A 20,987-nucleotide genomic window follows, 5' to 3' on the forward strand; every position below is an offset into this window, starting at 1 on the left:
ACATGAGTCATCCCGAATTTTGGGTAATACTTAAATGAATTAATGCATTCAAACAATTGGAGATGGCTAATCTCAATCTGTAAATCGGTATCGAAGCATTTCGGTACCGATTTCCTGTTCTATGACACCAGTTTTTGAGCAGGATAGGGATAAAACTACTCCAGTTTCTGAGCATCGATAGTAAGAAGTCATAGACAAGTGTCACAATGGCCATTAATTTGAGTCTATTTTCCCAAAACCAAAGTCTGGGTGATTCTAACCCCAATTCTGCTTTCCCTACTCTGAAAGTCTGTTCTATGTTCCATCGATGCATATAAGAATGGAGCATCTGCCAGGCATCTTTGTTGGATAAAACAATACAACAAGTAAGCAGATACATAGGTGCTTGCCGTCCTTTTTTGTCTCTTACTACAATCAGGTAAAGTTCTTTATCAGGGAATTCAGGATGAATCACTGCACAGAAAGCAATACCGATGTGTTTAGTAATTTTACGTTGGGTATCCAATACTACTTTTCTGGCAGAAGATTTTAAATACCGAGCAATCTGATGCGTCTGTTTAGTACCTTTTTGTGGATGAATGAGCAAAATATTCTTTTTCCAACGAACCAGAAAATCCTGTTCAAAGTGCATCATCCATTCAATAGTCCATGCAGAAGCATAGCCTCTGTCAAGTACATGTAAAACCTTTACGATGAGTGACTTGTTGAGTTTTTTGAGCATTCGGAACATGATATTCGAAGCCAATTCCTTGTATTTACCTCTACTGGTCCACCAACTCATTTGACACACCGAGGGGATTTCTCCCAAAGCTGATACCATCGTAGCTGTCCAATGAAAACCTGGTACACAAATCCGACTGGCTGGTGGATGGTAAAAACCTTTCTTGATTTTGGTTAATCGTTTCCCTTTGCTACTTTCTACACTACATAAGCCCTCCATGAACCAAGACTCTGGTTTTTCTATCCGACTATCATCCCACAATAACAGTGGACGAAGACCTCTTGCCTGTAAATCTCTGATGCGTTCTTTGGCCTTTGCAAACAAAAAATTGTCAACTAATTTACTTTCCCATTTCTTACTCCGAAGTAGATTACTGATGCGTTTGGTGCCTGCTGGGGCATGGGCAAAACCACAGATGTAAGCCCCTAACTCGCTTAATAATAAACCCATTTTCTGATTGCGGAAAACCAGTATGGCCATAAATAAATCAAAAAATGTACGGCTTAGACGCTTATCTATTTGAGAATCAAGTTTTGTGAGAATACTTTGAAGATATTGACTGGATTGACTTAGAAGAAAAGCACCTGTCTTATTGTGTGTTTGCTTAGTTTTTGATAATATTGTAAACATAAAAAGGCCTCCTGATTGATTTGTGTTTGTAGTGATTCACAAATTTAACCAGAAGGTTCTTTTTTTTTATTTACCAGTCCCAAAATTCGGGATGACTCATGTTTGTTTTATTTACAGGTATATATATACGTAGTTTCTTCTTTCTGTGTTTCGCCGCCCGATTTTCGCATAGCTGTCATTTTCGATGGAAAACCCTCGGCCGTATAGCCGTAATCATAGGTAGTGGTGACTTCCTCTCCCTGAAAAAATGAAAATGCACTATCACTCAACACATTATTTGTATTAAACAATGAAGTGGTATTTACTCCAAAAAGTGCTCCGATAATTATATGTGGAATATGCGCTTTCGATAAATTGGTGTTCAGAAACGCATTTGATTTATTATCAAATTTTAGATTCTGTACTAATGTATATTTATCCTCTCCATCGTCAAATATTATTTTTGTTATATTGTTATTGGCATCATATTCAAAAAAAAAGTCAAGTGCACCATCTTCTCCTATTGCTTGTACTTTAGTCACCTGACCTTTTGCATTAGTGGTCAGTAAATATTCACTGATATCTATTTCTAATACTCCGCCTTCTGCAAAATATTTTATTTTAGACATATTCCCTTTACTGTCATATTCATACGTAAAAGTTTCAATGCCTGGCGAGTTAAGATTCATTTTAGTGATACGATTGTTGGCATCGTATTCAAAAGATGTTTTGCCGTCTGTTTCATCTCTGCTTTCAAGTAGGTTTTTTGAATTGTAAGTAAATTTTGTCACATAAGACGTGCCATCTTCTGTATTCTTTATTTCACTTACATAACATTTTGGCGTAGTATTAGGATTATTGGGGTTATTCGGATTGCCCGGGTTTCCATTTGGGTCGGAAGAATTAATACCAGCAGGGTTAGCCAACATTCCTCCTTCATCATCACACGATAATAAGGCAAATGTTGATAAAGTTGCAATAATCACAGACAGTAAAGTTTTTTTCATAAGACAATATTCAGTGTTAATTAAATTTCTGACAAAATTACAAAAAAAAATAATCATAGCAACTTTCATTATCACACCCGAAAGATTTGACTATCAACTATTTATTAGTTTATTTACCTTTAAAAACAGCTTTTCTTTTCTGCAAAAATGCCATTACGCCTTCTACAAAATCGTGTGTTCTGCCTAATAAATCCTGATGAACAGCTTCCTGTTCTAATACTTCATTAAGATTACTATTAAGCGACTGGTTCAATACTTTTTTCATGAACCCAATCGATTTGGTTGCCGAGGTTTTATAAATTGCTACCAATTCATCTACTGCCGCATCAAGTGCTTCATAAGCTACTGATTTATTCACAAGACCTAAACTTACGGCTTCTTCCATATATACTTTCCGACCTGTGCTACATAATTCAAAGGCTTTTTGTACCCCGACTATACGTGGCAGAAAAAATAGAGAACCTGCATCAGGCATCAGGCCTATGCCTACAAATAATTCGCTCATATAGGCCTCTTTGTTAGCAATAATTATATCACAAGCCAATGCCAGAGACATACCCGCGCCTGCGGCTATACCATTTAACCGACAGATAACAGGCTTCTCAGCATTTCTGATTGCCTGAATCATAGGGTTGTAGTTTTCTCTGAGCGAATCTCCCAAGGAGGTAAACCCTTTATCTAATCCGGCTTTCAGGTCAGCTCCAGAACAAAATGCCTTATCCCCTACACCAGTCAACACAATTACTCTGATAGTCTCGTCCTGATTTGCCGTTTCAACAGCCTGCGTTATTTCTTTTATTAATTCACTACTTAGCGCATTAAACACTTGAGGCCGATTAAGTGTTATCGTTACAGCACCTTCTGAAACCTGATAGATAATATGAGCATACATAATTGATAGTCAAGTTTTTATTAATTGATAAAATTTATTCGGTCTAAAAATTGTTATATTATTTATAAAATAGACACACAAAATTGACAACTAATGTGACTTTACAAAACATTTTTATTGAATATTTATAGTAATTCACATTGATGCAATATATTTGCAAACTTTTTTTTAAATTTTCTTCAAATGGAAGTGAATCAACCGTTAAACGGTAATGGTAGTGGTCATCACCACCACAATCTCGACAAAATTTCTGCTGCAGGACTTCTTATCGCATTAGGTATTGTTTTCGGTGACATTGGTACATCTCCTCTATACGTATTAAAAGCTATTGCAGGCACAGAAGTAGTAGATGAAGAAATTATCCTCGGCTCACTATCTTGTGTATTCTGGACATTGACCCTTCAAACTACTTTTAAATATGTAGTGCTGATTTTAAAAGCAGACAACCGTGGTGAAGGAGGTATTTTTTCTTTATATACATTGGTACGTCGTCATGCTAAATGGCTAACTATTCCGGCTATTATCGGAGGGAGTACTATGTTGGCCGATAGTGTGATTACCCCACCCATTTCGGTATCGTCTGCTGTTGAAGGTCTTACAAAATTATATCCTGATATTAAGACTGTTCCTATTGTTATCGTTATTTTATCGATTCTATTTTTAGTACAGGCTTTAGGTACCAATGTAGTGGGTAAGGCTTTTGGCCCTATTATGTTGATATGGTTTTTAATGCTGGGTACTTTTGGAATTATAAATGTTGTAAAAGATTTTGAGGTACTAAGAGCCATTAACCCTATGTACGGCCTGAGATTGCTAACACATCATCCGGGTGGGTTTTTCTTGTTAGGCTCGGTTTTCTTATGTACAACAGGAGCAGAAGCCTTGTATTCTGATATGGGACACGTTGGGCGTGCCAATATCCGTATCATGTGGGTTTTTGTTAAAATATGTTTATTACTGAATTACTTCGGGCAAGGTGTATATGTGATGAGCCTAAAAGGCCAGACTATTGATACCCGTAATCCGTTTTACGATATTATGCCTGAGTGGTTTTTACCTTTTGGCATTGGTATTGCCACAATGGCGGCTATTATTGCCAGCCAGGCTATGCTCACAGGTGTATTTACCTTGATTTCAGAAGCCATTCGTTTGAACTTATGGCCTAAAATCAAGATTAACTTCCCATCAGACCAGAAAGGGCAAATCTATGTACCAAGCTTAAATGTATTGTTGTATATAGGTTGTGTAGGCGTAGTATTATATTTTCAGAAATCGTCTTTAATGGAGGCCGCCTATGGTTTAGCTATCGTTCTGACGATGATGATGACTACCTTCCTGTTTAGTTATTATCTCTATGCCAAGAAGGTAAATATGTGGATTATTCTGGGCTATTTCTGTTTATTTATATTTATTGAAAGTTGTTTCCTTATTGCTAATTTACAGAAATTCACCCATGGTGGCTGGGTATCAATGCTCATCGCAACCATTATGATATCAGTAATGTATATCTGGCTGAGTGCTTCTAAAATCAAAGCACGTCTGACTGAATATGAGAAACTGGATAAATATGTAGAGTCTTTGCAGGAACTTAGTAAAGATATAACTGTACCGAAGTATTCAACGCACTTGGTCTTTTTGAGCAATGCTTCACGTGCATCTGAAATTGAAAATAAGATCATCTATTCCATTTTCCAGAAGCGACCTAAACGTGCTGATGTGTACTGGTTTGTGCACGTAGATACTTTAGATGACCCATACACGATGGAATATAAAGTAAAAACCATTGCCCCTGACGATGTTTATAAAGTCAATTTCCGTTTAGGTTTCCGTGTTCCAAATAAAGTAAATCTTTATTTCAAGAAGGTATTGGAAGATATGGTGAAATGTGGAGAGGTGGACATCAGAAGCCGCTATGAGTCTTTGAATAAACACAATGTAATAGGTGATTTCCGCTTTGTTGTATTAGAGAAATTCCTTTCCTATGATAACCAGCTTTCTTTCTTTGAAAACCTGATTATGAAGGCTTATTTCTTCATTAAAGGCTTTACACCATCAGAAGATAAATGGTTTGGATTAGATAGTAGCTCAGTAAAAGTAGAAAAAGTACCTTTAGTAATCCGTCAGGCCGAAAACGTTAATCTAAAGCGTATTCCCTGGCAGAACAACGGTTAATACATTCATAAAACCTCAGATATGCGTATTTTAATCACAGGAGGAGCCGGATTTGTAGGCTCTTCTTTAGCTATTGCGTTAAAACAAAATTATCCTTCTTACGAAATCTTCTGTTTAGATAATCTTAAAAGAAAAGGGTCAGAACTCAACGTAGCCCGTCTGGGCAAACAAGGCATTACTTTTATTCATGGCGATATTCGCAGCAAAGAAGATTTTGATGCTTTACCCAATGTTGACTCTGTGATTGAAGCCTCTGCCGAGCCGTCAGTACTGGCAGGATTAAATGGCTCACCTGATTATCTGATAAATACCAATCTGTTTGGTACAGTAAACTGTCTGAACTATGCCGTGAAATGTAAAGCTAATTTTATCTTTCTTTCCACGAGCCGTATTTATCCGATAAAGACTATTGAAACCTTAGATTTTGTTGAATCTGAAACACGTTTTGAATTAACTAATAATCAGAAAGTAAAAGGAGTTTCATCAAGAGGTATTGCTGAAGATTTCCCTTTAGATAGCGCAAGGTCTTTGTATGGAACCACCAAATTAGCTTCAGAATTAATCATTCAGGAATACAATGAGTTCTATAACCTGAAAACGGTTATCAACCGTTGTGGAGTTTTGACAGGCCCGTGGCAGATGGGAAAAGTTGACCAGGGAGTAATGGTACTCTGGATTGCCAAACATTTTTTTGAACAACAATTGGCTTACATTGGCTATGGTGGCACAGGTAAACAAACCCGTGATATATTGCACGTAGCTGATTTGTACCGTTTGATTGACTGGCAATTACATAATATAGATAAAGTAAATGGCGAGATTCTGAACGCAGGGGGTGGGGTAGAAGTAAGTGTATCGTTGCAGGAGTTGACTAAAATTTGCCAGAAAATAACTGGTAAAACAATCCCTATCAATACAGTTGCTGAAAATCGTCCGGCAGATATTCGCTTATATATCACCGACAATTCTAAAGTAACTGCCTTGACAGGCTGGAAACCGGAAATCGGTGTAGAGCAGATTGTAGAAGAAATTCATGCCTGGCTGGCAGAAAACAGAGAAGCCTTAGAGCCAATTCTTAAATAAGTCTTATCAAGTAGCTAATAAAAAGGGAAAGCCTTTCATATTGTCCTGAAAGGCTTTCCCTTTTTATGCGGAGTAAGTTTTAACCGCCTCAAAGAAACACTTTACTTTCTCAGGGTCTGTATCAGGGTAAACCCCGTGTCCCAGATTGGCTATGTAGTGTTGTGTTCCGAATGCTTTGAGCATTTTCTTGGTTTCCTTTTCAATATCTTTGAATGATGAGTATAAAACACAAGGGTCTAGATTACCTTGCAAGGTTTTATTAGGAATCATCTTTCTGGATTCTTTAATATCCATGTTCCAGTCTAAGCCGACTACATTGCAATTCAACTTAGCCATGTCTTTTCGGGCAAAGAATGCACCTTTGGCAAAAACCGTAACCGGAACTTCATTAATGGCATTACAAATCTGGGCGATATAAGGTAACGAGAACTTTCTGTATTGCTCGGGTGATAAGATGCCTGCCCATGAGTCGAAAATCTGCAATAAATCGGCTCCGTGGCGTGCCTGTGCTTTCAGATAGCTAATTGTACTATCGGTTATCTTTTGAAGCAGCAGATGGGCTAATTTGGGCTGTGAGTACAACATCTTCTTGGCCGCTGAAAAAGTCTTTGAACCTTTGCCCTCAACCATGTAGCAAAAAATAGTAAACGGTGCCCCTGCAAAACCTATCAATGGTACTCTGCCGTTTAGCTCTTTCTTTACTATATCAATAGCCGACAATACATACCCTAAGTCAGTTTCAGGGTCGCTTATCTTTAATAAATCAATGTCTTTTTTTGATTGGATTACTTTTGGGAAGATTGGGCCTTTGGCTTCTATCATTTCGTAGGGTAGTCCCATTGCCTCAGGTACTACTAAAATATCAGAGAAAATAATAGCCGCATCTGTTTTCAGAATATCTACCGGCTGAATGGTTACTTCGGCTGCCAACTCGGGGGTAGTAGCTAATTTAATAAAACTTCCTGCCTGTGCTCTTACGGCACGGTATTCAGGTAAAATTCTACCTGCCTGACGCATCATCCAGACTGGCACACGTTCTACGTGCTCACCCTTTGCCGCACGTAAAAGCAAATCGTTCTGTAATTTCATGCCGCAAAGATAAACACGAAAGGTCGATTCTCCAATGGATACTCCATACATAAAAAAAGCCATGAGTTAAGCTCATGGCAGGTAATCAACCGAAAATTGTTCTTTTTACTAAGGTGTTTTTCGATTCTAATTGTTTACAGCATCTGACGTTATAAAATCCTTTCCTGTGCGGGATTTATTTTTTTCCAGTTCTTTCTTTAAATAGTAGGCCGGAAAAAAGCCTTTATATCTGTTTATGTATTTATTCTTCGAATCTAACAAAACCAGAGTAGGATAAGCATCAATATTATACCTGTCTGCAATATCCATTCCGTCAAAGGTATCAATATTTACCTTATATACCAAGAAGTTTTTGTTAATATATGCGGCAAAATCGGGGTCTGCAAAAGTTTCTTTTTCCATTTTGCGGCAGGGAATACACCAGGTTGCCCAGAAGTCTAAGATGATTGGCTTTTTCAGCTTTTTCGATTCCCGTAGAAGTTCGTCATAAGAGCCATCGTAAAATCTTACTTCACCTGACTCAATTTTTTTATCATTTTTGTAGGAAGCTAACGTAAACAGCGCTATTCCTAAAAGACTCAGCACTTTAAGTTTCATTATTTTATGGGTTTTATTAATAAATGGGGTCTGAAAACACGTGAAAGACCCGAAAACTGATATTTTTTATCAATTACAAATATTAAGCCATTTTTTTCCTGACTTTTGTAAAGTGCTTTATTAACGATTAATTACGATGTGTCATTATGAAAATTTCAGTGATTGGTGCAGGGAATGTAGCCTGGCATTTGAGCATTGCTTTTGAAAATCATCATCATCAGGTTTGTGAAATCTATAGCCGTCAGCTTTCGAAAGCTAAGGCAATTACTTCTATGTTGTATCAGGCTGAGGCTACAACCAGCCTGGACTTTTCTGAAAGCAAAGCCGAACTTTTTATATTGGCAGTTTCTGACGATGCCATTGCTGAAGTTTGTTCAAAATTAGTTTTACCAGAAAATGCTATACTTGCGCATACATCCGGTACCAGGAGTTTAAATGAATTACAGCAATTGATGGTGTCTTATCATGATCTACCTATCAGATGTGCTGTATTCTACCCATTGATGACTTTCAGCATTCAGAAAAGAATACAAATGAAAGAAGTACCATTCTGTATTGAAGCCGATGAAGAAATGGCCGAAAATCAACTGGTAAAATTAGCGCAGGGATTAAGCAAAACTGTTTATCTGATAAGTTCACAAGAGAGAAAAGTGTTGCATGTAGCGGCGGTTTTTGCCTGCAACTTTACCAATCATTTATTAGCCTTAGCCAAAGAAATTACCATTGAAGAAGAGTTAGAGTTTGATTTATTAAAACCTTTAATCAAAGAAACTTTTCAAAAAGCTATGGCTGCCGAACACCCTGCCGATGTGCAGACAGGCCCGGCTGTAAGAGGGGATAACTCAACAATGAATAATCATCTGATTTACCTAAAAGACCGAACAGACTTATTTGAGATATATGAGATTATGAGCGAGAGTATTCAGCAATGGCATGCCTGATAAAATAAAGAAGCCATCAGAGTTTATACTGATGGCTTCCCTATAATTCTTATTGAACAGTTCTTAATAAAGACCTTCGCAACGGTTGATACAATCTAAATCTTCAAAGGCAACTTTCAAACGGCTAATCATGCTTTCTTCACCTTTACGTAACCATACACGTGGATCGTAGTATTTTTTGTTTGGTGAGTCAGCACCTTCAGGGTTTCCTAATTGGCCTTGTAAGTATCCTTCTTTATCTTTATAGTATTTCAGGATACCTTCCCAGGTTGCCCATTGTACGTCTGTATCAATATTCATTTTTACAGCGCCATATTTAATGGCTTCTCTGATTTCTTCACGAGAAGAACCTGAACCACCGTGGAATACAAAGTTTACCGGCAACTCGCCTGTTCCGAAATGTTGTTGGATATAATCCTGAGAATTTTTCAGAATGATTGGCTGTAACTTTACGTTACCCGGTTTATAAACACCGTGTACGTTACCAAACGCAGCCGCAATGGTAAAGTTCGGAGAAATTTTCAATAGCTCTTCGTAAGCAAAAGCTACTTCTGAGGGTTGCGTATATAGTTTTGAACTATCTACGTCTGAATTATCAACCCCATCTTCTTCACCACCTGTTACACCTAATTCAATTTCGAGTGTCATGCCTATTTTAGCCATTCTCTCAAAATATTTTGCACAGATTTCAATATTCTCTTCGATAGGCTCTTCTGATAGGTCGAGCATGTGTGAACTGAATAATGGTTTGCCATGTTGCGCAAAATATTTTTCACCTGCATCTAATAAACCGTCAATCCAGGGTAATAATTTTTTTGCACAGTGATCGGTATGTAAAACTACCGGAATGCCATACATTTCGGCAATCTGGTGTACGTGTATTGCTCCAGAAATGGCTCCCGCAATTGATGCTTCCTGATTTTTGTTTGGTAAAGATTTACCTGCATAAAAAGAGGCACCACCGTTTGAGAATTGTATAATCACTGGTGAGTTAACAGCTTTAGCGGCTTCCATTACACCATTTACTGAATTAGTTCCTACAACATTAACAGCGGGTAGGGCATAATCATTTTCGTTAGCGTGACGTAACAAAGCAGCAAGTGCTTCACCTGTAACTACGCCCGGCTTAATCAAAGATTGACTCATGGTAAGTATTTTGAATTTTAAAAAGAAAAAATATTGTTATAACTGTCAATGAAGTCTGATAATGAATTTTTATGCAAATTAGCTATTTTTGAAGATATTGATATAGAAAGTGCTGAAAATTTGCACCAACGTATATAGTTTTAATCTATTCTGATAATACTGTTACTATAACCTATTCTTACTTTTTCTCATACAAAGCCTTAATGTCTGCCGGCATTTCTACTTCCTTTAAGGTTGTTTTCTTGTTATCTGTTATTCTCCAACGATGTATCCACGGGAAACCTCCTTTAGTGACTACCGTATCTTTGTGTTTATACACTTCATCCTGTAGGGCTTCATCTAAACTGATAAAACTGAATCCTTTATCTGTCATTACTTTACATAGCTCATCAAAATAGTCAGCATTGAGAGCATTGGCATGGCACAGAAAAATATGCTTGATAGGTCGGCCTATTATTTCCTGTGTTAATTTCAGATAATAGTCAAAATAATCACTATTGTGCTTGAGGTACTTTTCTGCAATGGTTTTCATTAAGTCTTTGTTACCTGCCCTCATGGCATCCATATACACTTTATTAAAATACCAGTCGTCAGCTTCTATTGTTACAGGTGCGTTGATATAATTTTGTTCGGCCAGTATTTTTTCAAAGCCGAATTTTTTCAGACTATCCGGCCCTGTATGTAAAAATGGGTAGCGGAAATATTTTTTAGTTTCTCTATATTTTGCGTTGAGTTCTGAAGTGATTACTTCTCCTTTCAATAACTCAGTTTTAAAATCTTCAAGGCTTGTGGTATTGAGGGAAGGGTGGGAGAAGGTATGATTTCCTAACTGATTACCATTGAATAGCCATCTTTCTAACATAGCCACTCTATTATCAATTTCTCCGAGTCTTACTACCGACTTTTCGTTGACAAAACCTACCGCCCGTATATTGTTTTTCTTGATTTTAGCTAATAATTTATCTGTTGACTCCTCTGCATGTTTGAGAGAGAGTTCCTGAACAAAAGGCAGGTCGTCTATTGTAATGGCTATCTGATTTTGCGCATTCGCATTTAATACCAAGAAAAAAGCGAAATTTAAAGTAGTAATTTTTAGTTTTCTCATCATAAAAAGAGCCACCGTTAACTCAGTGGCTAGTCAATTTTGTTATTTTACAATTGCTTTTAATATAAAGTCAGCTACCATCTGATTCCCTGTCTCATTCAGGTGAACACGGTCGGTTGTTAAGATGCCTGACTCTTTATTCTGCGGGTTATTTTTTACATTGTAAGCCACAAATTCTTTTCTTAAATCAACCAATGGACAATCAAATTTTGAGGCAATACCTCTGATAAGATTTGAGTAGTGATTTAAGTCACCATCTTGTGAGTTGCTATTGTCGTTGCGTTCTCCAATAACTGCTGGCGTACAGCAGATTACCTTTATGCCTTTTGATTGTAGTTTCTTAATGATAGCCGTGTAGAAACCTACAAACTTATCAGCATCTGTACCTGTTCCATGACTTGACTTATGCCACACGTCATTTACTCCGATATAGATTACTACTACATCAGGGTTCTGATTCAGCACATCGTCTTCCATACGTAGGAATAAATCATAAACTTTATTTCCACCGATACCTGCACCAATCAATTGATATTTTTCTTTGATGCCTTGTTTTTCGAGTGTTTCCTTCATTTTAGTGATATAGCCTGTAGGGCCAACACCTGCCTGTGTGATAGAATCACCAAATAAAATAACTTTGGTTGGTTTGTCTTGGGTTAGAGAGAACATAAGGACAGAAAGCAAAATAAGGGTAAGCGTTTTCAGGGTGTTTTTCATGTATTTTAAGGTTGAATTGGTTGAAATAAAACAGTCGTTTAAAATTAGTTTTTTTGGTTGTATTGTCAAAATAACATAGGGTAGAGGAGATATTTTTTAATTTGTCAGCAAAAAATCAGACATCAAAAAAATAAAATCCTATTTTTGGGTTTGATATATTTCATCTATAGACTTTTGTATGCTAACAGTCATTGCTAAAATTTTAGTTAAAGCAGATAAGGTAGAAGAAGCCAAGAGTGGTTTATTGGATTTAATCGCACCTACCTTAAAAGAACACGGTTGTATAGATTATGTTTTGCACCAAAGCAACGACAATCCTCAACTGTTTTTCTTCTATGAAAACTGGACAGATAGAGAAAGTTTAGAGAACCATCTGGCTAATGAACACGTAGCAGCCTTTTCGGCAAAAGCTGAAGATTTGTTAGCAGAACCTGCGGAATTGTTTTTTCTTTCGAAAGTTTAATGCTTTTTATATCAACTGCTTCCAGGTACTCTTTATATAATTGTATTTAAGTGTACTTGGTAGTGCTTTCCAGAAGTATTTGTTGATTTCTACAGCAAAAGAAGGTTGCATGTAGCAATTAATTACACAACCTTCGCATTCTTTGAGTTTTCCTTCCAAGGCTACTATTTTCTGTACTTCGGCTGATTGGTATAAATTGTAAAGATTATTGTTGATAGTAAAGCTCTTGGTACCTAAATGATAGCATGGGAGTACCAATTTGTTTTCAGGAGAGATAACTAAAGTGGTAGAAGCAGCTTTGCAAACGGGGTTATCCACATGGTTTCCACCATTCTGTCTAAGGCTGATGAAGGCTTCGTTCAGATAAACATTCTTTTGTTTACCCCACCATAGTAACTGATTAAGCGATTGTTCAGAAAGACTTCCGCCTGTTTGTACACTATTATAGTCGAATACAGGATTGAGTATCAAAACGAGGCCATTGGGTTGCGTAATTTCTTTCCACACCCGTTCTACCTTATCCACATTTTGTTCAAAAACTGTGAATAACACATCCGGTCTTTCACCTAATTTTCTGGCAATGGCTATTGATTCCATCACCTTATCAAAGCATTTTACCCCCCGTGAAAGGTTATGTTCTTCTTCATCAGGTGAATCTAAAGAGAAATGAAGCATATCCACTTTGTCTTTCAGTCGCTCGGCATATTTGGGGTAGAGTAAACAATTAGTCGTAACTGTGGTTATCATACCTGCCTTTTTTGCTTCAGCCAGTAGTATATCTAATTCACGATGCAGGAGAGGTTCGCCTCCGGTAAAGTCAATAACCTTTACCCCTAATTTTTTCAGGTCTCTGAGGTTTTCTCTGAAATTCTGGAGGGTAATATAAGGTGAGGGTTTCTCCCATATATCACAAAAACTACACGTAGCATTGCAGCGATACGTAACATAGTAATTGCATAATACAGGATGCTTGATAAGTCTCATACTTGCTTTATTGGTGATTGATAAGTATGATTTACCCTACTGCTGCTGATAGAAATTAAGCCAGCATTTTTAAAAGACTTGCTAATTTATCTTTTAAATCCTTTCTATCGACAATGAAATCAAGGAAGCCATGCTCTAAGATAAACTCTGCTGTCTGAAAACCTTTTGGCAATTCTTTACCGATGGTTTCTTTAATGACACGCGGCCCTGCAAATCCGATTAATGCCTGTGGTTCAGAGATATTAAAATCGCCTAACATAGCATAAGAAGCGGTTACACCTCCGGTTGTAGGGTCAGTCAATAATGATACATAAGGAATACCTGCTTCGGCTAATTGTGCTAATCGGGCAGAAGTTTTTGCCATCTGCATCAATGAAAAACCTGCTTCCATCATTCTGGCACCTCCCGAACGTGAAATCATCAGGAAAGGAACTTTGTTTTTCAGGGCATATTCTATGGCTCTCGCTATTTTTTCTCCTACTACCGAACCCATAGACCCACCTATAAAACCAAAATCCATACAGGTAATTACAATATTAATATCTGACATTTTTCCGTATGCCGACCGGGCAGCATCTTTTAAACCTGATTTTTTCTCGGTAGAACGTATTCTATCCGGATATGGTTTTGTATCGACAAAATGCAAGGGGTCGCCCGAACGCAGATTAGCGTCTAATTCAGTAAATTTTCCTTCATCGAATAATATAGTAAAATAGGCTTCAGAGCCGATTTTTTCGTGGTAGTTACAATGAATACATGTATAAGCATTATTTTTATGCTCACGCGTATGCATTGCTTTTTTACAGTTCGGACATTGATACCATAAACCATCTGGAGCTTCACGCTTCATTTCGGTTGGTGTCTGAATTCCTTTGACAGTGCGCTTAAACCAAGACATATCAGAAAAAAATCATTTTGAGGGGTCAAAGGTAAATATCTTACGGTCTGATTGACAAGTTTTTTCTTAATTTTTTACAAATCTGATGCTAACCCGATAAAAAAAGCTGAGATTTGTTTATCTCAGCTTTTCAGATTTGTTTTAAAACGTATTGATAATTCGTCCACTGGCATCCCGATAAGTCTTTCTTTCTATGTCATTATCGAAATACGTTTCTTCTTTTCGTCCATCCGGGTACAATCGTAGGGCCCTTCCAGTTTTCTTATTATTTTCTACTTTTACAACCAGGCGCATATTATTATTGTAAATAAAATAACCTCTTTCATCGTTCATCATTCCATTTCTATACCTACCCACATACTTATCACCATTTTTGAAATAGTATGTTCCATTACCCTGATACTTGCCATTCTCAAAATTACCTACGTATTTTTTCTCCCCATCAGCATAATATTCAACTCCTCTGCCGTCACGTTTACCATTTTTCCACTCACCTTCATATCTTTCCTGTGTTCTTGTATTAATCATTTTTCCGAAACCATTTCCACAATCTCCTTCAAGACAAGCCGGATTACGTGAACTTACAGCAGAGTTATCCACAGTATTCGGGTCTATTCTGCCAACTTCAGGTGCTCCACTCATATTCCCATCGGTTCTTCTGATAGGATCAATAGGATTATTCACATTTTTATCCACATTATCCACAATCACTGGTCTTGTTTCAGGTCTTTGTTGTGGTTGTGGTGGATATTGTACCTCAGGTAATTGTTTAGTTGGCGTTGAAGTAATCACACTTCCGTCGTTTTTCTTCACATTCGGGTATAACTCCTGCGCATTTCTGTATCCTTTCTCAATAGATGCTAAACGTCTGGTTCTTGGTGGGTGGGTACCTCCATCATAATCTGAAGTCAGTTTACTGATAGCAGCTTGTGCTTCTTTTAATGAGGCTCCCATCTGATACATCACAAATCCTGAAAATTCATCTGCTTCCAGTTCTTTTTGCGGGTCACTACCCCCTTCAATAATGGTATGTCCTTGTAAATGATGTCCTATTTCGTGGGCAAGTATGCTTAGTGCACCCCAGTCTGTTTTAGAAATATTATTGGCTTTTTGCATAAATGCTCCATCATATACAATTAAACGGGTTTGTCCGTTTACTGCGGCAAAGCAGTTATCTGTATTAGGGCATTCCATCACATAAAAATTCCTTTTTAATCCACTTCTGCGTACTATCTCATCTACTGCTTTCTCTGCTACTTCTTTAGAGCGAAAACTCACCATGTTACAGATAGCCTTTTCGTTGATACGCTGACCATAGTAATTATAGCCAAAAGTTCTTGTTTGTTCAGATTGAGCATTTGCCACATAGGTCAATGTGCATAACATTGTGGACAATGTGAATAACCTACCTTTCATGGTTTGATTTTTTGTTTAGCTTATATAGAAGAATAACGAGGAAAGTTCTTTTCAATAGGTATGTTGAGGTTGACTTAACAATACTTTAACAAATAAGTCTCATAAGCCGGTGGTTATGAGACTTATTCACAGTATTAATGTGGAAAACCCTTAATTTATTGTATCGCCACGTAGATTTCTGAATCTTTTTCTGGCGTCGGCACTGTAGATGCTTCCAGGGAAATTCTGCAGGATTTGTCGGTACAAATCCATTGCTTTATCTTTCTGGCCTAATTTCTCCTGATATATCTTTGCTTCGAGGTATAAAGCATCATCGGCCAGTATATCAAAGTTATAGTTTTTGCGTAATGCCTCTAAATCGTCTAAAGCCTTGTTAGGCTGGTTAATCTTAACATAGGTATTGGCACGTAACCAGAGGATTTCATCCGCTAAACTATGACTTTTGTATTTCTGGAAAGCACTTTCCAGCGCAGCTATTGCTTCCTGGTTTTTATTCTGAAATAGTAATAAATCAATACTGGCATACTCGCGCATAGCGGCTTCAGATGTATCCAGGCCAATGTTATCCTGAATGAGTAAACTTAGTTGCATGGCATCGTTGGCTATTTCACGGGTAGTAGCCTTTTTCAGAATATCCAGTACTTCTTTCGATAAGTCGAAATCACCGTTGTAGTAATGAAGCTTTGCATTTTTCAGTTTAGCTTCTTGTCCGAGCATGTCTTCTTTCTGAGACTTTTCCACTTGCGAATACAATAGGGTTGCCTCCCATGGCTCGTTTCTCAGAATATAAATATCTCCTAAATCAAGTTTACATTTATCTCTGAAATTGCCATCTCCTCCGGCAATACTGATGGCTTTTTCAAGCACGGCAATGGCTGTATCTCTTTCGTTCAGATAAAAAGCATAGAGCTGTGCTGTATTGCGCATAGCTTCCATTGTTTTCTGATTCTGACCTAAATCTATGAAGAGGTTCTGGTAGTCTTTGATAAGCGTTCTGATAGAGGCTAAATCAACGGGATATGTGGTCTTAATGACTTCTTCTTTGCAGAAGATGGCATTACGCCTGGCATAAGGGTAATACTGGCCTTGTGGATACTCTTTCATCACATATTCATACATCTGAATAGCGTTCTTGTAATCCTTATTCACCAGTGCAGTTTGCGCCAATTCAAAAACCCGTTGTCCTTCCAGTTTATATCTTCTGTCTAAAGCCCGGGTTTGCACAAAAGCCTTGTAAAACTCTTTCTGCTGAATCAAATGCCAGATAAGTATATCAGCATAGTATTGCTCGTTCGGAAACTTCTGTACCTTGCTGTAAAGCGTCTTTTCGAGCATATCTATTTCAGCATCGGTTTTCAGATTATCCTGAAATGTTGCTTTTACGTAATCTGTGTTCCCTTCGGTCAGTCCATACTTCAGCATTTCATCAATCATCGGTTCTTTCTGGCCGTTATACAGATAAGCCCGAGCAAAGAAGATGGCGTATTTATTATCGTCTTTGGCATTCTCTCTGCCTTTTTTCAATAACTGAATCACCTGCTCTGTTTTACTATTCCGATACAGAAAATCCTGCATTTCATAAAGTGTCCCATCCGATTTTGCTGCAAGGTCAATCACATTGTTGAATTCTTTCTGAGCTTCGTCAACTTTTCCGGTCATTTCCAACAATAGTGCATAGTCTGCCTTATAAGTAATGATATTATCATTGGCTTTGATTTCACGTTTCAGAAATTTTTCGGCCTCGTCCCAGTTCTTTAATTTATAAAGCGTTTGCAGGTAATTAGTATGCACCAGCCTGACCGTATTTTTATCTTTCGACAACTTCACATAAATCTCTCTGGCTTTTTCATATTCTCCTTGTTTAAAATATTCATTGGCCAATTCAAGGTCTTGCGCCTTTAGACTTACTCCGATGAAAGTCATCACCACAAGTAATAGATACCTCTTCATGTCTTATAAAAAAAATAAAAATTAATTAATGTTTTATTGTTGTTTTAAATTGTTAGCCCTGTGGAAATGTGAATAAATATAACCTGTGGATAATGGGTTTCCAAGTATTCACATAAATAATCTGTTTTTCCACAGTTTTAGTATACTCATCCACACTTATTTTATTGATAATCAATTCTGATACCACTTATTTACATTGGTTAAAAAATATTTGTGTTGATAGCTTTATCTGTTATTCACACCATGTTTCCACGTTAATCCACTTGGTGTGAATTGAGGAAAAAGGCATAGTTTTGAGGTTATTCCACAGTTCTACTATTCTTTCCACGTACCCTGTTGTTTTCTCCACAAGCCATTCCACGTGGTAGTTCACATTCTACCTATCTTATCCACCTATTTGTCCACAGAAATTTTTGGATATTTTTTATTTTGAATTGACCTTTTACTTTTTGTTGAAAGAACATATCCTCTGTGATTTTAATTATGATTCTAATGAGGTATTAGTATGGATGGATGCGTAAAGAAAATGAGGTTTTTAAATGTGTATATTGTATAATTTAGCTTGTAGGTTTGAAAGTATTTGTTTGTCTAAATTACATTAATAGAGGAGTAAAGATTTTATAACCTTATATAAGGCTTAAGAAGTGGATACCCAACTTATGCAATGGTATTCAAAAATTCAGATTGGTTATAATAGTAACGATTAATGGAAGTAGCGTAATTATTAAAAAACGAGTGGCAGTAATATTAGATTAACAAGCGTAAGCAAATGTTATTAGTAATTTGCCTTCCTTTTTCCATCTTAGCCAACCATTGTATTGAGCGTTTTGCGAAAAGCCACAGATAGCTTTTGATTCAATGTAAATCCAATCTCCTTTTATTTCGGTTGCAACAAAAAATAATTCCTCTTCCGAATTTTCGTAACCTAAACTTTTACTGTCTTCAATGGGTGAAACTCTGATAATGTCTTTTTTCGTATGAAAGTCTATCATTGTCCCGACTATGTGTTCTTTCCAGTTTTCAACCTTGAACAAAGTAGTGTCCAGAGATAGTTTTTTTGTAATAGATTTTGCTTCATCAATATAGATTTCAATAAAGTTGTCTTTAGATTGGAGATATTCAAACTGAAAGATATGGTAGTCAGGCCAGAAGCCTTTAGGAGAAAAGTGATGCTTTTGGAAGAATTGTTTACTTTTATCAAAGTCTGACAGTCTGAATTCTTTATTTTGGAAATTTATTGAATCATTAAAAGGCACTATCTTCATAAAATCAGAACCATCACCATTAAAGATTTTAAACCCTTTTCTGATATTATCATCTGTATTTATAAAAGTAACCACTCCATTCGATTGAAAAAATTGACTCAAGGAATCCTTACTTAATATCAGAGCAGTATCTGATTTTAGATTGTCACCAGATAATTGTTGCTGGTTACATGAAACAATAATAACATTCATTAAAATCAGTAGATAGGAGAGTTTCATCTTTAATTGATTTATAACTTATACTTGTCATTTATCAGATATAGGAACTTTAATTCCTCTTAGCTCGAAATTAGCTTTGACCCTTATTACTTCTTCTGAAAAATACACCTTCTCAGGTTCTATATCTTTTTCAACATTTCCATAATCCCATTGGCCATTACCGTTGGTATCTACAATAATTCTGAATAGGTATGCTCCGGGCCTCACATTGATAAAATTGAATTTGTTATCTTTTGTTTTTTGCTCTACTTCTATTGTGTAATTTTCATCTACTAACTGAACGATTTTATTCTCCTGATTTCCGTCAATCACGCCCTCAACAATTCCATAGTCCTCAGGTTTCAGAATTGGATTTCTTAAAACCATTGTCTCGCTTGAATCACCTTTAATATCCATAAATGCCCCTGTAAGAAATTCTAATTTTATTTCTCTTGTGGCCGAAATGTCTTTAATGATTTTTAGTTGGGTTTTATAGGTGTTCCACATGAGTGCTTTGTCGTCTAATGGTTCGTTCTTTATTGTATCACTTAATAATCTGATTTTAGTAAAATCGGTTTTCTCAATAGGTGTATCGAAGTATAAATCAAGAACAAGATTTTTTTCTACTGCTTCTCTCGTTTTAGGGTCTGTCTGAAAAGAGAAGTTATTAGACTTAGTTCTTCGTGTTGTGCGCCTTTCCTGATCTCTGAATTTGATTTTCTGCAAATGGGTCAACTCATTGTTGGCAGAGTCTCTTACAGTGATATTTACTTTAACCGTATCTGTTTTCAGTGGGATGTTGTAGAATTTAATCTCATTTCTTTGTGCCGAGTACGGAAGACTATCAGCAGGATTCACGAAAGAAATTTCATAAGTCTTGATATTTTTATCATAAATTACAGTAAAGTCTTCTACCCGTTGTAAGGTCTTCTGATTCTTCGGTTTATCATTGTTAGCCATATATAAGGCCATGTTAATATTTGATATATTTGAGTCCAGTTTAATCGTATCTTTTATGAAAGCAATCATTTCTGATTTACTATCAAATCGTAGATTACTATTCTTATCTGTATAGGCATATAATCTATACTTTCCCTTTTTGAGGTTTTCGAATTTAAAGTTGCCACTTGAATCAGATTTCAGGAAGTAGTTAGGTTTAGACTTTTTAAGGTCTAAAGAATCTCTTACTTCGTATAAGGAAACCTGAGCATCTAAGATAGGTTGATTGGTGAACAGATTTTTTATATTTCCTTGTAATTCTAATGAATCAATTTTTGGCCCTGTACTAAAGGCTAATTTAAGGTTTTGAACTTCATTACGCTCGTTTAGGTCTTTTACACCTTTTTTAAAGTTGAGTGTATAAGTGGTACTATCTTTAAACGGTTTGTCAAACTTCAGTACTACACTATTGGATTTTGGTTTCACATCAAAATATCCATCCTGTTCAGGAATAACCACTAATTCCTGTCTTAGGCTTGTAACATCTATCAGTTCATCAAAATAGAGTTCTATCTGATTTCCTTTAAAATTGGTCTGCTTGTTGGCCGGAATAGATCTTACCAACTTCGGTGCAATCTCATCTTTCTTCCCTCCGGTTGGTGGTACAAACTGTGCACAACTCAATAATAAATTACAGGTAACTAAAAACGCTACTATTCGATATAGATTTTTCTTTAACATGCTTGTTTGCTTTGAACTTCAAAAATAAAACCCCCAAATAACATTTGAGGGTAA

Annotated in this window: 18 protein-coding genes; 4 read left to right on the top strand and 14 right to left on the bottom strand. The window is 36.7% G+C overall.

The features are described from left to right. Window positions 1-7: 7 nt before the first annotated feature. From EWM59_RS10660 to EWM59_RS10670, 3 genes are all read right to left on the bottom strand, one after another. Window positions 8-1,201 (bottom strand): transposase, encoded by a 1,194-nt coding sequence (locus tag EWM59_RS10660; RefSeq protein WP_229239335.1) that lies wholly within the window; start codon window positions 1,199-1,201, stop codon window positions 8-10. Window positions 1,202-1,458: 257 nt separating this feature from the next. Beyond that, window positions 1,459-2,337 carry a hypothetical protein gene (locus EWM59_RS10665; RefSeq protein WP_130020960.1) on the bottom strand — a complete coding sequence of 293 codons (879 nt, stop codon included), beginning with the start codon at window positions 2,335-2,337 and terminating at the stop codon, window positions 1,459-1,461. 109 nt (window positions 2,338-2,446) lie between these two features. Then, complete coding sequence (locus EWM59_RS10670; RefSeq protein ID WP_130020961.1) at window positions 2,447-3,229, bottom strand: enoyl-CoA hydratase/isomerase family protein; 783 nt, start codon at window positions 3,227-3,229, stop codon at window positions 2,447-2,449. A gap of 183 nt (window positions 3,230-3,412) precedes the next feature. Between EWM59_RS10670 and EWM59_RS10675 the strand changes: the two genes are divergently transcribed. Both EWM59_RS10675 and EWM59_RS10680 read left to right on the top strand, forming a co-directional pair. Beyond that, window positions 3,413-5,401: a KUP/HAK/KT family potassium transporter gene (locus EWM59_RS10675; RefSeq protein ID WP_130020962.1), complete on the top strand. Its 1,989-nt coding sequence runs from the start codon at window positions 3,413-3,415 to the stop codon at window positions 5,399-5,401. 21 nt (window positions 5,402-5,422) lie between these two features. Further along, window positions 5,423-6,484, top strand: coding sequence for an NAD-dependent epimerase/dehydratase family protein (locus EWM59_RS10680; protein ID WP_130020963.1), 1,062 nt, complete (start codon window positions 5,423-5,425; stop codon window positions 6,482-6,484). 63 nt (window positions 6,485-6,547) lie between these two features. Here EWM59_RS10680 and hemE read toward each other — a convergent pair whose 3' ends face one another. Beyond that, window positions 6,548-7,573 (bottom strand): uroporphyrinogen decarboxylase, encoded by a 1,026-nt coding sequence (gene hemE / locus EWM59_RS10685; protein ID WP_130021067.1) that lies wholly within the window; start codon window positions 7,571-7,573, stop codon window positions 6,548-6,550. Between the two features lie 126 nt (window positions 7,574-7,699). Continuing rightward, entirely contained in the window at window positions 7,700-8,170 is a 471-nt protein-coding gene (locus EWM59_RS10690; protein ID WP_130020964.1) for a thioredoxin family protein, read from the bottom strand. A 146-nt stretch (window positions 8,171-8,316) separates the two neighbouring features. Between EWM59_RS10690 and EWM59_RS10695 the strand changes: the two genes are divergently transcribed. Continuing rightward, complete coding sequence (locus EWM59_RS10695; RefSeq protein ID WP_130020965.1) at window positions 8,317-9,111, top strand: Rossmann-like and DUF2520 domain-containing protein; 795 nt, start codon at window positions 8,317-8,319, stop codon at window positions 9,109-9,111. Between the two features lie 63 nt (window positions 9,112-9,174). Here EWM59_RS10695 and fbaA read toward each other — a convergent pair whose 3' ends face one another. From fbaA to EWM59_RS10710, 3 genes are all read right to left on the bottom strand, one after another. Continuing rightward, entirely contained in the window at window positions 9,175-10,257 is a 1,083-nt protein-coding gene (gene fbaA / locus EWM59_RS10700) for a class II fructose-bisphosphate aldolase (RefSeq protein WP_130020966.1), read from the bottom strand. Window positions 10,258-10,435: 178 nt separating this feature from the next. Then, window positions 10,436-11,365, bottom strand: a complete 930-nt coding sequence (locus tag EWM59_RS10705; RefSeq protein ID WP_130020967.1) for a polysaccharide deacetylase family protein — start codon at window positions 11,363-11,365, stop codon at window positions 10,436-10,438. A 39-nt stretch (window positions 11,366-11,404) separates the two neighbouring features. Then, window positions 11,405-12,079 carry an SGNH/GDSL hydrolase family protein gene (locus EWM59_RS10710; protein WP_130020968.1) on the bottom strand — a complete coding sequence of 225 codons (675 nt, stop codon included), beginning with the start codon at window positions 12,077-12,079 and terminating at the stop codon, window positions 11,405-11,407. A 178-nt stretch (window positions 12,080-12,257) separates the two neighbouring features. On the opposite strand from EWM59_RS10710, the gene EWM59_RS10715 reads away from it, so the two are divergent. Then, a complete protein-coding gene (locus EWM59_RS10715; RefSeq protein WP_130020969.1) occupies window positions 12,258-12,542 on the top strand; it encodes a putative quinol monooxygenase in 285 nt (94 codons plus the stop codon). Window positions 12,543-12,548: 6 nt separating this feature from the next. On the opposite strand, the gene EWM59_RS10720 is transcribed toward EWM59_RS10715, so the two are convergent. The 6 genes from EWM59_RS10720 to EWM59_RS10745 form a co-directional block, all read right to left on the bottom strand. Beyond that, window positions 12,549-13,526: a radical SAM protein gene (locus EWM59_RS10720; RefSeq protein ID WP_130020970.1), complete on the bottom strand. Its 978-nt coding sequence runs from the start codon at window positions 13,524-13,526 to the stop codon at window positions 12,549-12,551. Between the two features lie 55 nt (window positions 13,527-13,581). Further along, window positions 13,582-14,424 carry an acetyl-CoA carboxylase, carboxyltransferase subunit beta gene (accD, locus tag EWM59_RS10725; RefSeq protein ID WP_130020971.1) on the bottom strand — a complete coding sequence of 281 codons (843 nt, stop codon included), beginning with the start codon at window positions 14,422-14,424 and terminating at the stop codon, window positions 13,582-13,584. 141 nt (window positions 14,425-14,565) lie between these two features. Further along, window positions 14,566-15,810, bottom strand: a complete 1,245-nt coding sequence (locus EWM59_RS10730; RefSeq protein ID WP_165372154.1) for a M48 family metalloprotease — start codon at window positions 15,808-15,810, stop codon at window positions 14,566-14,568. Between the two features lie 180 nt (window positions 15,811-15,990). Then, window positions 15,991-17,790, bottom strand: a complete 1,800-nt coding sequence (locus tag EWM59_RS10735) for a tetratricopeptide repeat protein (RefSeq protein WP_130020973.1) — start codon at window positions 17,788-17,790, stop codon at window positions 15,991-15,993. 752 nt (window positions 17,791-18,542) lie between these two features. Then, window positions 18,543-19,274: a hypothetical protein gene (locus EWM59_RS10740; RefSeq protein ID WP_130020974.1), complete on the bottom strand. Its 732-nt coding sequence runs from the start codon at window positions 19,272-19,274 to the stop codon at window positions 18,543-18,545. A 27-nt stretch (window positions 19,275-19,301) separates the two neighbouring features. Next, window positions 19,302-20,933, bottom strand: a complete 1,632-nt coding sequence (locus tag EWM59_RS10745) for an Ig-like domain-containing domain (RefSeq protein WP_130020975.1) — start codon at window positions 20,931-20,933, stop codon at window positions 19,302-19,304. Window positions 20,934-20,987 lie beyond the last annotated feature (54 nt).

This window comes from Emticicia agri (assembly GCF_004168285.1).
In the GTDB taxonomy this organism is placed as follows: domain Bacteria; phylum Bacteroidota; class Bacteroidia; order Cytophagales; family Spirosomataceae; genus Emticicia; species Emticicia agri.